The organism is Methanofollis fontis (assembly GCF_004297185.1).
Classification (GTDB): Archaea; Halobacteriota; Methanomicrobia; order Methanomicrobiales; family Methanofollaceae; genus Methanofollis; species Methanofollis fontis.
The window spans coordinates 605,052-618,631 of the sequence record NZ_PGCL01000002.1; the positions used below are offsets into that span (position 1 = coordinate 605,052).

General features: G+C 51.8%; 14 protein-coding genes and 1 CRISPR repeat array (1 of these 15 only partly in view). Of the genes, 3 read left to right on the forward strand and 11 right to left on the reverse strand.

Translation table 11 applies throughout. The annotated features are described in order from the left end of the window. Nucleotides 1-2,296: direct repeats of the CRISPR family, unit length 30 nt; unit sequence GTTTGAATTCCTCATAGGCAATCTCTGAAC (it extends 384 nt beyond the left edge of the window). A 344-nt stretch (nt 2,297-2,640) separates the two neighbouring features. The 10 genes from cas2 to CUJ86_RS06905 all read right to left on the reverse strand — a co-directional run bounded on the left by cas2 (nt 2,641) and on the right by CUJ86_RS06905 (nt 11,472). Then, nucleotides 2,641-2,904 carry a CRISPR-associated endonuclease Cas2 gene (cas2, locus tag CUJ86_RS06865; protein ID WP_130646812.1) on the reverse strand — a complete coding sequence of 88 codons (264 nt, stop codon included), beginning with the start codon at nt 2,902-2,904 and terminating at the stop codon, nt 2,641-2,643. A 17-nt stretch (nt 2,905-2,921) separates the two neighbouring features. Further along, a complete protein-coding gene (gene cas1b / locus CUJ86_RS06870) occupies nt 2,922-3,908 on the reverse strand; it encodes a type I-B CRISPR-associated endonuclease Cas1b (RefSeq protein ID WP_130646813.1) in 987 nt (328 codons plus the stop codon). Further along, complete coding sequence (cas4, locus tag CUJ86_RS06875) at nt 3,905-4,414, reverse strand: CRISPR-associated protein Cas4 (RefSeq protein ID WP_130646814.1); 510 nt, start codon at nt 4,412-4,414, stop codon at nt 3,905-3,907. Before cas4 ends, cas1b begins: the two co-directional genes overlap by 4 nt. After that, nucleotides 4,408-6,606 carry a CRISPR-associated helicase Cas3' gene (gene cas3, locus CUJ86_RS06880; protein ID WP_165394812.1) on the reverse strand — a complete coding sequence of 733 codons (2,199 nt, stop codon included), beginning with the start codon at nt 6,604-6,606 and terminating at the stop codon, nt 4,408-4,410. Before cas3 ends, cas4 begins: the two co-directional genes overlap by 7 nt. Then, a complete protein-coding gene (gene cas5b / locus CUJ86_RS06885) occupies nt 6,569-7,249 on the reverse strand; it encodes a type I-B CRISPR-associated protein Cas5b (protein WP_130646816.1) in 681 nt (226 codons plus the stop codon). The genes cas3 and cas5b overlap by 38 nt, the downstream gene beginning before the upstream one ends. 3 nt (nt 7,250-7,252) lie before the next feature. After that, nucleotides 7,253-8,233 (reverse strand): type I-B CRISPR-associated protein Cas7/Csh2, encoded by a 981-nt coding sequence (gene cas7b / locus CUJ86_RS06890; protein WP_130646817.1) that lies wholly within the window; start codon nt 8,231-8,233, stop codon nt 7,253-7,255. After that, nucleotides 8,196-9,896, reverse strand: coding sequence for a TIGR02556 family CRISPR-associated protein (locus CUJ86_RS06895; protein ID WP_130646818.1), 1,701 nt, complete (start codon nt 9,894-9,896; stop codon nt 8,196-8,198). The genes cas7b and CUJ86_RS06895 overlap by 38 nt, the downstream gene beginning before the upstream one ends. Continuing rightward, nucleotides 9,859-10,668 (reverse strand): CRISPR-associated endoribonuclease Cas6, encoded by an 810-nt coding sequence (cas6, locus tag CUJ86_RS06900; protein WP_130646819.1) that lies wholly within the window; start codon nt 10,666-10,668, stop codon nt 9,859-9,861. The genes CUJ86_RS06895 and cas6 overlap by 38 nt, the downstream gene beginning before the upstream one ends. Before the next feature lie 264 nt (nt 10,669-10,932). Further along, nucleotides 10,933-11,058 carry a hypothetical protein gene (locus CUJ86_RS12270; RefSeq protein ID WP_268878239.1) on the reverse strand — a complete coding sequence of 42 codons (126 nt, stop codon included), beginning with the start codon at nt 11,056-11,058 and terminating at the stop codon, nt 10,933-10,935. 171 nt (nt 11,059-11,229) lie between these two features. Beyond that, entirely contained in the window at nt 11,230-11,472 is a 243-nt protein-coding gene (locus CUJ86_RS06905; protein ID WP_130646820.1) for a hypothetical protein, read from the reverse strand. Nucleotides 11,473-11,571: 99 nt separating this feature from the next. Between CUJ86_RS06905 and CUJ86_RS06910 the strand changes: the two genes are divergently transcribed. Beyond that, complete coding sequence (locus CUJ86_RS06910) at nt 11,572-12,075, forward strand: hypothetical protein (protein ID WP_165394813.1); 504 nt, start codon at nt 11,572-11,574, stop codon at nt 12,073-12,075. A gap of 290 nt (nt 12,076-12,365) precedes the next feature. On the opposite strand, the gene CUJ86_RS12275 is transcribed toward CUJ86_RS06910, so the two are convergent. Next, the gene (locus CUJ86_RS12275; RefSeq protein ID WP_268878240.1) at nt 12,366-12,488 is read right to left on the reverse strand and encodes a hypothetical protein; all 123 of its coding nucleotides are present in this window, start codon (nt 12,486-12,488) and stop codon (nt 12,366-12,368) included. Nucleotides 12,489-12,734: 246 nt separating this feature from the next. On the opposite strand from CUJ86_RS12275, the gene CUJ86_RS06915 reads away from it, so the two are divergent. Together CUJ86_RS06915 and CUJ86_RS06920 are read left to right on the forward strand one after the other, a co-directional pair. After that, nucleotides 12,735-13,007 carry a hypothetical protein gene (locus CUJ86_RS06915; RefSeq protein WP_130646822.1) on the forward strand — a complete coding sequence of 91 codons (273 nt, stop codon included), beginning with the start codon at nt 12,735-12,737 and terminating at the stop codon, nt 13,005-13,007. Next, nucleotides 13,004-13,336 (forward strand): hypothetical protein, encoded by a 333-nt coding sequence (locus CUJ86_RS06920; RefSeq protein ID WP_130646823.1) that lies wholly within the window; start codon nt 13,004-13,006, stop codon nt 13,334-13,336. Before CUJ86_RS06915 ends, CUJ86_RS06920 begins: the two co-directional genes overlap by 4 nt. Nucleotides 13,337-13,580 lie beyond the last annotated feature (244 nt).

Genomic DNA, 13,580 nt, shown 5'->3' on the forward strand with positions numbered 1-13,580 from the left:
GCCTCGGTCTGCACTCGTTTGAATTCCTCATAGGCAATCTCTGAACCATCGCCTCCTGCTCCGCCCCCGTACGGCAGGAATTGAGTTTGAATTCCTCATAGGCAATCTCTGAACTGTGGGAGAGATCGTCGCGATTGCAGGGGGGCTATACAGTTTGAATTCCTCATAGGCAATCTCTGAACATAAGGTGGTGGACCCAGCCCTCACCAAGAAACCTCAGTTTGAATTCCTCATAGGCAATCTCTGAACTCTGCATGTGCAGGGTCAGAATGGAGGACCATTGTGGGTTTGAATTCCTCATAGGCAATCTCTGAACCCGCCCTCTCCAACCCGACCGGCTTCTACCTGATCGAGTTTGAATTCCTCATAGGCAATCTCTGAACGATGGACCATATCCTGTTATCTGACCTTGGAATGTAGTTTGAATTCCTCATAGGCAATCTCTGAACTCTCCCGGCGTCCGGCGTCCTGATATTCCTGCTCTGTTTGAATTCCTCATAGGCAATCTCTGAACAGTCGTACGGATCTGGACGGAAGGGGCTATTCTCAGTTTGAATTCCTCATAGGCAATCTCTGAACGAATCTGCCGGCGGGTTGCTCGGTGCGATCATCATGGGTTTGAATTCCTCATAGGCAATCTCTGAACCAAATCCGAATTTCAAGCCAGAACTCTCGTCCTATGTTTGAATTCCTCATAGGCAATCTCTGAACCAGGTCGCAGGTCATGGTCTCCAGATACATTTCGGGTTTGAATTCCTCATAGGCAATCTCTGAACGTTATCGGGCGGGGCGATGAGTGGCGGCCTGGATAGTTTGAATTCCTCATAGGCAATCTCTGAACCCGCCGGAGCCCGAGCCCCACGGCGACTTTCATCAGTTTGAATTCCTCATAGGCAATCTCTGAACTGATCCCGAGAGTCCGTAATTTCTGCACGTTTTTCTGTTTGAATTCCTCATAGGCAATCTCTGAACGACCGCACCGCTCACCGCCGCCTACAGTCTCTCTGGTTTGAATTCCTCATAGGCAATCTCTGAACGTGTCCCTCGTGCCCTTCTCGGGCTCCCGGACAGCAGTTTGAATTCCTCATAGGCAATCTCTGAACGACCCGTGCCAAGGGGGTTTTGTTGGGCCCGGATATGTGTTTGAATTCCTCATAGGCAATCTCTGAACGAGGGCAACCTCTTTCCCTTCAGTTTCCAGATCGAAGTTTGAATTCCTCATAGGCAATCTCTGAACGTCTTCGGCGGCAAAAGCGGATCCACCTGGTATAAGTTTGAATTCCTCATAGGCAATCTCTGAACAGGAGCGGAATTCTGCATCCGCTGCGGATGCCCAAGTTTGAATTCCTCATAGGCAATCTCTGAACTCTGTCCAGATGTCGTAGAGCACGGCGGCGTTCCCGGGTTTGAATTCCTCATAGGCAATCTCTGAACAGCCATCTGGATCTTCTTGCCGGTGGCGGTCTTGGCATGTTTGAATTCCTCATAGGCAATCTCTGAACAGTGAAGGGAACCACCGTAACCTCTATCATTCCAGAGTTTGAATTCCTCATAGGCAATCTCTGAACAGGCTAACCGTGTAGGTCCCGGTGCTGCTGTAGGAGGTTTGAATTCCTCATAGGCAATCTCTGAACTTTCTCTCGACGATTATGATCTCACCGGAGACGATGTTTGAATTCCTCATAGGCAATCTCTGAACCGATCCAGACCTCGTCGTAGATCGACGGGTCGAGAGTTTGAATTCCTCATAGGCAATCTCTGAACCAGGCAACCGCACGCAGTCCTTCACCTTCACGGTCTAGTTTGAATTCCTCATAGGCAATCTCTGAACCTGGCAATGTATCGGCAGTCCTCCCGGCCGCGGGAGAGTTTGAATTCCTCATAGGCAATCTCTGAACCTTCTCCTGCCGAAACGGCGAACAGGAAGACGAGAGTTTGAATTCCTCATAGGCAATCTCTGAACAACAAACCCGATTGAGATGGCATAATCGGTTGTGAGTTTGAATTCCTCATAGGCAATCTCTGAACAGCCATATGCGGCGCCAGATGCCCTCATCCGTGCCGAGTTTGAATTCCTCATAGGCAATCTCTGAACGCAGGTCTGCGACGACGTCGCGGTCGAGTTTCTCGGGTTTGAATTCCTCATAGGCAATCTCTGAACGGTGATCCGCGTGGACGCCTGCGAGGCTCAGATCGAGAGTTTGAATTCCTCATAGGCAATCTCTGAACCGTCAATGTGGACCATCTACGAGTATCTATATTTTTAGTTTGAATTCCTCATAGGCAATCTCTGAACCCGCATCGAGGGAGTTCCAAATATATTATCAAGTCACATGAAGAAATAAAGCAAGCGAAAAAGTTTGGTATTTTCATAAGCATCATCATGTTTACTATGGTCGCAGATTGGAATGACAATTTCTGAAATATTTCCGTATTTTTTTAACATTTGTCGCCATGAACCACAGTAAATGAAATAATGGCCAAATATAACATTATTATGTCAAATATCACAAGAACAATTGCAGATCCTGAGATCAAACTAATCTAAGCACAGCTTGGTTTTATATGTCAATGCAGAACCAGAAGATCCCCGTTCCGTGCTACGATGACAGCATTAAAATGAGCATTCGCAACAGATTTTTAAATGATATTGCTCACTGAACCTCGTTCAATACCCCATGTCACCCTCTTTGTGTAACGAGAGTTCTCAAAAGTATAAACGATCACTGAATCATTGTTTTCTTCAAGAACCGCCATTAACTCTCCTTTAAGACTCCGCAATCGCGCCTCCGTAATTTCACCTTCGAAGACTGAATTTTGAACCCAAATGAGATATTTTCGACATATTTTCAATGCCTTTGCCACACGTCCCTCTTGAACATCGTATACAAGGATTGCAAACATCAGTTAAACTCCTACATTCACCACTGGCTTATGAACGGCTCATACTCTGTATCGCCAATAAGGTGCTTTTCAATCTTGTACAACTCCATTCGAATGACCTTTCGGTAACTCACCTTCCCTACTCGACGATGGTGGAAAGTAGCGTCAAGATGTTCGTCATACCGTTGAACAAATAGCCGTTTTGCCTTCTCCGTCATTAATAATCCTTGTGCCGATTCTTCAAAGTCTTCTGGAACGATCTCTTTATTCTGGATCACACTGAAAATCGTCCGGTCAACAATTATCGGCTTGAATATCTCCGATACATCAAGATTAAGAGTGAATCTCCGGAAATTTGTCGCATGAAGATATCCAATCCGGGGATCGAGATGTGTCTTATAAATCTCAGTCAGCAGAGTAGAATACATCAACATATTGCCAAAGCTAATGAGTGAGTTGAGTGGAGTCTTCGGCGGTCGGCGACTCCGACCTGAGTAAGAGAACCCTTTCCGAGAGAGGATCGGATCAAACGATGAATAATACGCATCGCGGATGTTCCCCTCAATGCCCATCAACCCCTCAATCGTTTTCGTTTTCGGGATCCCCTCAGCGAAGCCTTTTACATTCTCAATGATCGTCTGAAGTTCATCATGGGACTTCCGGCAATATCCTATTACATGAAGGATATTGCGGGCGGCACCGGTCACAAACCCCTTCGCAAGATTGATGCGGCGAGCGGGATCAATATAGCATTCAACCTGCTTTACAATGAGATGACCTGAATTTAAGTGTTCACGAGGATAGTAGGTACCTGTGTAATATCCATAATGATTGAAGAAGTGGATTGCAATCCCATATTTAGTCAGGAATTCGAGGAGCCGTTTGTTCAGTGTGACCTCCGAAAAAACAAATAAATCACGAATATTCTCAATTGGAAGATGCTTCTTCTCCTCTCCTGTGTCGAGGACAAGGGTATTGTCCTTACGGATTAGCGTCCCGTTGGTAAAGATGTAGATCGTCTTCATGCAAAACAAAACTCCAGAAACGAACAGTGAGAGCAGTATGCAACCTTTTTAGCTGGAGGCGGCGTTTCTAGATGCACAAGCGTCTCAATATCTTCAATGATCGAACGAATTTCAGCCTCGTTCTCTGCGGTGAGATCAACGGGAAAACGCTTTCGTTCATCCGGAACAGCAATAAGCCCACGGGCAGTGATACCCTGTTCTTTAAGTCGATACAGATAATAGAGGACTTGAAAGAAAGCATGAGGGACCGATTTCGAACTCTTCTTCACCTCTCCAACAAGGACGTACTCCTCACCCCTCTGAATTAGATCAATTACCCCACCATCGATGGCAATCCGCCGCCTCTCTCTGGTGTATGTTGTTTCGTCTATCACACGGCCCATCTCAAGGTAGGGATGATCCTGGCTTGGTTCAATCCTTCTACTGAAAAGACACGCCTGCCGGGGGCAAGCGGTGTACGAATTTACCAGCGTCCCGGTGATACTGATCGGAGTGGGCATCACCATTGCACTCCCTCCTCACTTTGTGTTGATAGATGGAGGCCGAGATCTGGGCGGTAATATCGTTCAAGGTCTTCCCGCTTCACCACATATCTCCCGATGATCATTGGTGGAAGATAATCCGGATCGCCAAAGATGCGAAGGGAGAGGGAGTACGGCGCAAGGTTGCGGAGGGCCTTTCGACGCTGGGCGTTCCAGGCAAATCTATCTTCATCCTGTTTAGGGGGTTCGCTCTTTTTGACAGCCTCTTCGAACAACATTTCTGCTTTTTTATCGGAGAGAACCAGGAAAGGATAATCTCGACCTCTTTTTTCGATCAACCCGAAATCTGCAATACGGTTCCATTCAACCTGTGTAATGGCGCTGATCATTTCTCTGGACTCGGTATCGGCATTTTGCATCACGGCGGCGAAGTACGCCTGGAGGAATTCATGATACTCGATCTCAGAACACTGATCAGGCAGGAGCGTCACCGTTGCGTGGGTTAGTGTCTCTCCGTAGATCCGGGTCGAAAAGAGCTGTTTGTCACGTACGGGCACGACAAACACCTCACATGCCGTTTCCGATTCATAGTGTCGGTTGCACCGGCCCGCCGCCTGGATGATACTATCGAACGGCCCGATATCGCGGATCACGCGGTTCAAGGAGATATCAACGCCAGCCTCCACGACCTGCGTTGCGATGCAGAGTCGGCACTTTCCTTCTTTGATCATCTTAACCCGTTCACGCCGATGAGCCGGAAGGACGCGGGAGGATAGATAGACCGGATGGAGATCCTCCACGGCCATAAAGACGGTCTCGGCCTCCCGAACAGTATTGCAGATGACGAGCAACGAATCCTGGAGTTCGGCCTGCTCCCGGACAAATATCGCGAATTCCTGCAGATCCATCTCAGGCATCCGGTGTAGCCGCGTCCTGTTCAGTTGCGGCCGGATAACCTCCGCTACAGACCCGATCGCTTTCACTGACGGGACAATCGCCGGCAGTGTTGCTGTAGAGAAGATGATAGTTGCCCCGAGTGCCACGAGATGCTCAAGGGTATATCGGACCACACCCCAGTGACGGTATGGAATGCTTTGAACCTCATCGAGGATTATAATCGCGTTGCAGAGTCGATGAAAATACGGAACCCGTGAATTGGTAATGATCCCTTCAAGCAGAGAAACAAACGTCGTGACCACGATCGCGCTGTCCCACGTCTCGTATGCAAGGGAGGCTTCCTGTTCGTCCTCCTCCTCACCCACTACGATGGAGGCCAGGTGGTGGTAGGCACTGACGGCATCGCCAAAGATGGCGTCGGCTGTGTCATATGTCTGTTCAATGATATTGATGAAAGGAAGGGCATAGACGATCAACGGTCGGTCGTCCCTTTTTTCACGAACTCCAGCCGCAATACGGAGGTTCGCAAGGGTCTTCCCGATGCCGGTAGGTGCGGAGAGGGAATAGATGCCAGGGCCATCTATTGAGATTTTCCTGGCATCATCGTAGAAGAGGTCTCTGAGAGGTGCAAGCCTGCCTTCCCTCTTTAATCCGGCAACATAATCATCGATCGCCGACGAAGAGATCTCGATAGTCGGGGATTTTTTTTCATGCAGGACCACATCCTCCCGATCGCTTGCGACAAGCGCCGACATGAGCGTCTGCATACGGAAGTACAACCACTCTGAACTGATTCCCTCAAAAGCGTACGCGGCGACGAACCCTTCAAGTTCATCGAGCACGGCATCAAGTGAAAACCCTGAGAGGTCAATCCCGATACGTTCACTGACCTCTTCGATAAACGGCGGATGGATATGGCGCCATTGATCGGCGAGGATCTTCTTTGGCAGTGTCACCAGCGAGTCTGCTATCAGGTCAGAAAAGTACCCGTGGTGGTTTTTGACAATCGAATAGACAAGGTAGCGTTCTTCATCGGAGAGTCCGGCGATGCCAGTGCAGTAAAAAGCAATGAGTGCTGAAAGCGGCGAGTGCTGCTTCTCCTGAGGCGAGCGGATCGGGAGCTTGCGAATATATCGCTGGAACGCCGGAGATGCCTTTGCTATATCGTGGCAGAATGCCACGATTCGAACAATGGTGTCCTTTTCGTCGACCTTGGATCGCAGCCGATCATATACGCCATCGATGTGATCGATCAGGCGTCGATCCGGGTGCGAGAGGAGATCAGAGGTACTGAATGGTATGTCCGCCGACACTGACATACGCCTCATTTGTGGTCTTAATCGGCTGTGCATCCCTTCGGACTACATAGGTTGCATAGTCCCCCGGTGCCCTAGTTGCGTCAATAGACCGGGCCGCCCTTTCAGTAAGGTACGTTACACCGGGTTCGAGAGGGACCGTAGTCAGGTCACCATGGACGACACTCTCGACATTCTGACCTGCGCCTTCTTCAGCAAATTCACCAACGTATGAGAACGCGCCGATACATTCGGTAATCCCCATGTACGGCGTGAATACAGCCTCATGCCGTTGAAGTTGATGGGAGAGTTGCTCAAAATGCGGCCCTGAACCCTTTACAAAGATGCGGTAGCGCGGGTCCCGCAGGAACTCCATCACGATCTGTATGCGAGCTGCACGGCTCGAAGTGCTTGTGTAATTGATCGTCTCTCGCATACGCCGTATCGGGGCCCGAACAATCACCGCCATCTCCCATGTGCCGACCGATGCGCACAGCACGGCACGGTCACGTTTTTCGATACCCAGCATGCCACCAACCAGCCCGATCAAGGCGGGTCGGGGGGGAAAAGAGAAGGTGTTCGAGGTGGTTGTGGTGTAATGCTTCCGGAAATGGGCATAGGGCCCCCAGAGGTCAAAGACCAGCACCTTCTCCGGCGACATCGTCATTATTCAGGCCTCTGGGGTTTCATTCTTGGCGATGCCCGCATCCTTCTCTCCCTTTTCTTGCTCGGAGGAGAGATCGCTTTTCTTATCGATGAGTTCTTCAACGGTGATTTTCTCATTCTCCATTATTTCTACAAATTCGGCCGCTGATTGAATCCTTTTATCGTACCTGTATTCAATCCGCTCTATCTGGTCTTTCGCCCCGACGAGCGTGGCTGCCAGTCCATCGAAGTTCAACGTCAGTTCGGCAATGGAGCGGACATCCTCCTCGGGCATCGCGACGCTGATGGTGATCCCGGCGTCAAGTTCCCCGATGTGATAGTTGCCTTCCTTGTAGACTACGTTGAGGAGGAAGCGGGGGAGTTGTTCCATCTTCGAACGGGTGATCAGGTTCCGCGTACCGTTCCATATTCCGTCGAGGAGGGCGTCGCGGTCTTCGTCGGACATTCCTGTTGCCTTTGCGGCGTTCTGGTTAATAATGCCGTAAAATGCAATGAGACCGTACGGGATCATGTGGTCGTCCCGGAAACTCCGTTGTTTATCCTTTTCATCTGAGGCAAACGCCGCCGTCCCCTGCATATAGACCGGACGCGTCTTGTTAAGGGTGCGCCCAAACCGGAACTGGACCGGTCCGGTGAGAGAAGACTCCGACGTACCCCTTCCTTCCGCAGGGATCACGACACCGAAGAGACGGACATCGATGCATTTGCTTACCGCATCCTCGACACTCGTAATCTGAAGTTCTTCTGCTCGTTTTTTAGGGGTGACCGGGTCTCCGCTGACCCAGAGGATCTGGCCCTTGACATCCTGAAGATAGTCCCGAACCGTCCTCTTGAGGCGCACGTCCGTAACGATCGCTACCGACCGTTCCTCGTCGAAACGCGGCCGGTTTTCATCCATCGGATCGCCATTCGGGTTGCCCCACTTGATATCGTAGAGAAATATCAGTTCACTGCGGTTTTTGATCGTTTCCGTTTTCGTTTCCATTTGAATCCTCCTTTTTGAAATAATATGTTCGATACAGCCCCATCCCGAGGGTGAAGACAAAGTTCATCTCATCGATCGATGCCCTCCAGTCCCCGGCATTGAGGAATGCCTGCGAGGCCTTCTCGTGAAGGCTGGCGACGTCGTCATCATACTCCTGATACTGATGAAACTTGAGGACCAGTTCCGGCATGAGGCCGAGAAAATCCTTCTGCTCCATCCTGAGCCCGCGGAGTTTCTTCAGGAACGGCATGTTGCCGGATTCCTTCCGTCCTCTCTGGTGCTCCAGGAGGGCGCCGGTCATGACCCCCTCAAAAAACAGCGCCTTTTTCCATTCTTCGTTCAAAATACTCGTGTGTGATGGTTCCATAGCAGTTTCACCTCTGATAACTCCGATCAACATGAGGTAAAGGTACATCGCGCCAGATTTCCAGATTGACTGACGAAAATCATCCCAGGACTTGGATTCATACAGTTCACCTCGAAGACGTTGCATGGTGTAGCCGTGAAAAACTGAGGAGTCGATCCGGTCGCCTGTATAGACTGCACCGACCGCTTCCAGGAATGGCTTATACCCTTTGAATTTTTTCCCGGGCTTGCCAAAGAGCCAGAAGAGCGTCCCGATCCCAGGGGCGAATGTCCAAGTAAATGGTTTTTCCTCCTGAACCGCTGCTGCGGATCTGGCAAGCAGGGAGAGCCGCGTCGGTGACACTTCAGTCACCTGCAGGACAATTTTCTCCGCATTTTGAGACTTCTGAATAAACACAAAATCGTAATGCGCCTGCTGTTCGGCGAGGATGCGCTGGATAAGACGTTCGGCCTGGGCGAAATTTTTGAAAAACGCTAAATCTTTTTCTTCAACCGCACGGGCGAGGATGTTCTCGATCACTTTCTTTGCCCGTTCCTCCCCCACCTCGGGAATGATCCAAAGAGTAAGTTTTCCGGGAATTGAAAAACTGAGGGACTTTTCAATCACCTGTCGTCCCCGAGAGAGATCGGTGAAACACTCGGGGCAGAGGGAGTACGCCCTCCAGAGGTTCTTTTTAGACATATCCGGGACGAAACCAAGTTTATCGAGGGTAGCACATTTGAGAACTTTATCAATTTTTGGGTCTGGAGGGCAGCGTGCATTGCATATGCAGCAGACCGCAGAGGCATCCTTCTGATCGGAGGATCCCTCTATGTTTCTGAGGAACGTATCCCTAATGAATGGCACATCGTACGGGAACTTCCCATCCAGCCGTACGGTCAGGAGGGACATTTTCCGTTCCTCTTTTGGAGTGGCAAGCAGTTGTTCCGCAAGGGCATCTCGGGACCGAACAAGTGCTTGTTCGAGGGGAGTGCCTTCAAAAAACCGAATCAGTTTGTCCAGACGTTCTTCGTCATCCTCAACAATAATCCCCTTCTTCTTCTTGGGAGGGTTTCCAGAAAGCAGTATGGAAGGACCGGGTGAAGTCTTAAAATTCCCTTTTTTATGCTTATATAAGAACATCCGGGGCTGATCGATGTAGCGATCCCCAACACTAAACCGCGGCGCAGGGTCGTTGGGGCCTGCCAGATCGATCGCATACCATTTTGTTACGTTGTCTGACAGTTGACTAACGTACGACGTGATCGGATCCTGTTCCCTACAGGCTTTCCCGATCGTCGCCAGTTTCTGGAGCATTGGTCAGACCCACCACCTGGTCAATGGGGCGTGGGTTGTCATCGACTGCAAAACATCCGAAGCCCTGAGAATTTTTACCACCAAAACCCGCATCATAGGCAAAACGGAGCATTTCTGGATCGCCGTGAACGTGATATCGCCCGATCCATCCTTTTATCACTCCGCCTTTATATAGTATTACCTTTTGTAATTCTGGCCGCATCTCTGTCAGGGGTTTTAGAGCGAAATCAGATGAAACAGGTTCTCGCTTGTAAAAAGAAACGAATTTCTTTCGCAAATTGTTGTGGATTAGCTCAGCAAACTCGTCTTGCCAGGGGTTGAGGTAATATCGGAATTTACGTCGCTCGTTTTCAAGAGTGGTGTACATCACCATCGGGGACAACATTCGGACAGTGTGATCGGTACCGAATGCAGGAGGTTGTTCGACCTGAAAATCCGTGACCATGAGTTCGTTTCCATGGAGAGTAACCATACCACGTTCGAAGATGTACTTCGCGATCTCCTGGATGAGGTTGTCGAAGGGGGACGACAAATGAAGGGTAACAGGGGAGGTGAACTGGAATCTGTTGCCAATATGGACAACTGGTCCGATGAGGCGTGAGAAGGTGAACATCTTGAACGACCTCTTCTCATAAATGAAACCGGTGTCGTGCACCAGAGACTGCAAAGCAGGATCGTTGATTGCTCCGTAAATCAGCGACTGGATTCCGTAGTTATAGTGAGTAGGAAGTATGAGTGGGCGATCAGTGGATAGAGTGAGAATAATTCTCATGATATGTTGATGATCAGTTTTTGCCCTTGATAATCTGACCGATTTATCTGAATGTGTTCAGATGCTATAATTAACACGAGTAATTCATAAAACACAACTAGGCCAATCATTCTCATCGGAGAATTATAGTTTTTTCACAAATCGTTTGACTCATTCCTCCTCTCAGGATATCATCACCATCAGTGAAACTACGAAATGATAATGTGGTTCTGGTCTTTCAGGCACATAAATCACAGATGCAAAAAAGAGACATTTCACCTTCATTCACCCCCCATACCCTCTCTCCTCCTCCGCCACGCCGGCGCCCCGCACCGGCACCACGGTCTCGCAGACCTCCCCGACCTCGGCGAAGATCCGGCGGACGGCCGTGGTCTTGCCGGCGCCCCGCACCCCCCGGAGGATAGTGTTGAGGGGGGTGATGTGTCATGCGTGATGGGTGGCGGTCGCGGTATATAGGGGTGCGGCGCGTGTGGGGCGAAAGTTGAAAGTGGGGGGATGGGGCTCACCGTGATAATGCGTGATCAGTGCGTGATGGTGCCCGGGGCAAAGAGGGGGAACCCCTCACCCCCACCCCATCATCTGCAGCACGATCGCCACCGCTCCCCCCACCACTCCCCCCGCCCCGGCGGCGATCTGCCTATCCCGCCTCGATTCCCCCACCGTCTCGCTCTGCCAGCCCTCGAGGGAGCGGAGGCGCTCCTCGGTCCGGTCGCCCTGCTCCTCCATCCGTGCAAGCGTCCGGCAGATCCATTTCACGTCCCGGGCGGTCTCGGCCACCACCTCCCGGGTGCTCTGCTCCTCCATGCTCGATACAGTGTTGATAAGGCAGATTAATATTACTTATAGTAATATTGTGGTGTGCCGGTCATGCACCCGGGAGCATGCTGGCAGGAGTACCAAACCATGGCAGACTTTGTCGAGACCAGCAACACCAAGACCGCCGTCCGGCAGATCCCGGCCGCAATCGCCGATATTGCGACCTTCGAGGGGATCATCGCCGACGTGATCGCCACCAACCCCTGGGGGTGCGTGGAGTATGTGCAGGGTGGGTCCACCCACCCGGGCGTTGAGCGCAACCGCCAGTCCTACACCGTTCGGGTGAACTATGAGGACGGCGAGGGCAGCGTCGTCGGGTCGGTGAGCGCAAAGGCCCCGGACATGTCCGGGTTCAACGCCGCCGCCACCGAACTCGCCGCCAATGCCGCCCTTGAGGCGGCCATGGGCGGGGACGCCGTCCGGAACCCGGACGCCGACGCCTTCAGCTGCCAGCTGAAGTGCCATGACGCCAACGGGGAGACCTACTACGTCACCTTCGCCCGCGAGAGCGTGCGGATCACCTCGTATGAGGACGACGCCATTCTCGCCACCGTCGAGACCTGGGCGGACGGGGTCGCGGCCCTGAACTGAGGGGGATCTTTCCCCTTCTTCTCCTGTGCGGCAATCTCACTAATTTTGGCGTATTTTGCGATTTTAAGCGTTTAGATCTCGATAGTTGGGGCTGTTTTTCGGATCCGGGCGTTCTGGGGGTATTTTTGGGATTTGAGGAGAAATGGCGCCGTTTCATCTGGAGTTCTGGGGGTGCGGAAGCGTGATCAGGAGCGATGGGTCGGAATGGTGGGGAGAGGGGACGAAAAGGGCGGGAAAACGGGCGGAAATCGGTGCGAATTGGGCCGAAATCTGGAAGGGTGTGTCCGGTCTCAGCCGGACCGCTTATGCCGTCGTTCCGGGGTTTCCCATTGTTCGATGGCCCTGATCAGGATCTGGCTCACTGACTCCTCCGGCGTCTGTTTTCTGGTGGGGGGTTCGTTCTTACGGTTCATGGGCCCTCAGATATTTTATGAACGATATGTGAGGAGGAAGCCGACTTAAACCATCCGGTTTTGTATTTGGGAGGTTCGAAGATGGAATTCGCCCCTTTTGCCGGTTTGCGTCCCGTCTCCACCCCGGAACCCGCCGCTGCACGTGTGCGACTTTCTGTTTGTGCGACATCTGTGTCCCATTAACGATCGCTTGGGGGGTTCCCCTTCCCCGACTGTTATATATATATATACAACAAACTCTCGTCCATGACCACCTCCACCTCCGCCTCGCACTCCCCCACCCTGGAGACCATCCGTATGGTCGAGGAGTTCGCCCGGGAGCATAGCGGCGAATACCGGCGCCGTGCAATGTGGTCCCGCCTCCCCCGTCAGATGATGTACCAGACGTTCAAGACGGTGATCGAGTATCTCATCGAGTCAAACAAGATCGCGATCGATGCCGGCGGCAAGGTGTGCTGGATCTTCGACCCCGACCTCACGCGGCACTACCTGGGTCGTGACGACCTGCGGATCCGATGAAGGCGAAGGTCTTCTTTGCCGATGAAGGGATCCGGGACACCTTTACCGCCCTGAAGGCATCACGGCTCTCAGAGGATCAGGATCTTTCGGCCCTCCTTGACCGGGCGTTCGATGCCCTCTCCCAGAACGCCTTCTGTGGAGTCCAGATCCCGAAAAGGCAGATCCCAAAGACCTACCGGCGGCGCCACCCATCGCTGAACAACCTCTGGAAATATAACCTGACCGACTCGTGGCGGTTGATCTATACGGTGGCGAGCGACGGCGAGACGATCGTGGTGATCATTGAGTGGATGGACCATACTGCATATGAACGGCGGTTTGGCTACTGAACTGCCCATTTTGGACATGATCGCCATCATCGGGGAGGGCCGTTTGTGCGACACGAAATGGAAAATATGTCTCACAACCACTTTTGTGCGACACCGATGAGGGACAACAGGAGATGATCGGGATCGACCCCTCTCCCCCGCTCCCTATCGGTCGCTCCTCCTCCCCCCTCGGGGGGGAGGCAGTCGTTGCGATAGGGCGGGGCCCGGAAGGTCCCCGGTCATGGTGAGCACGAGCAGCAGAGCG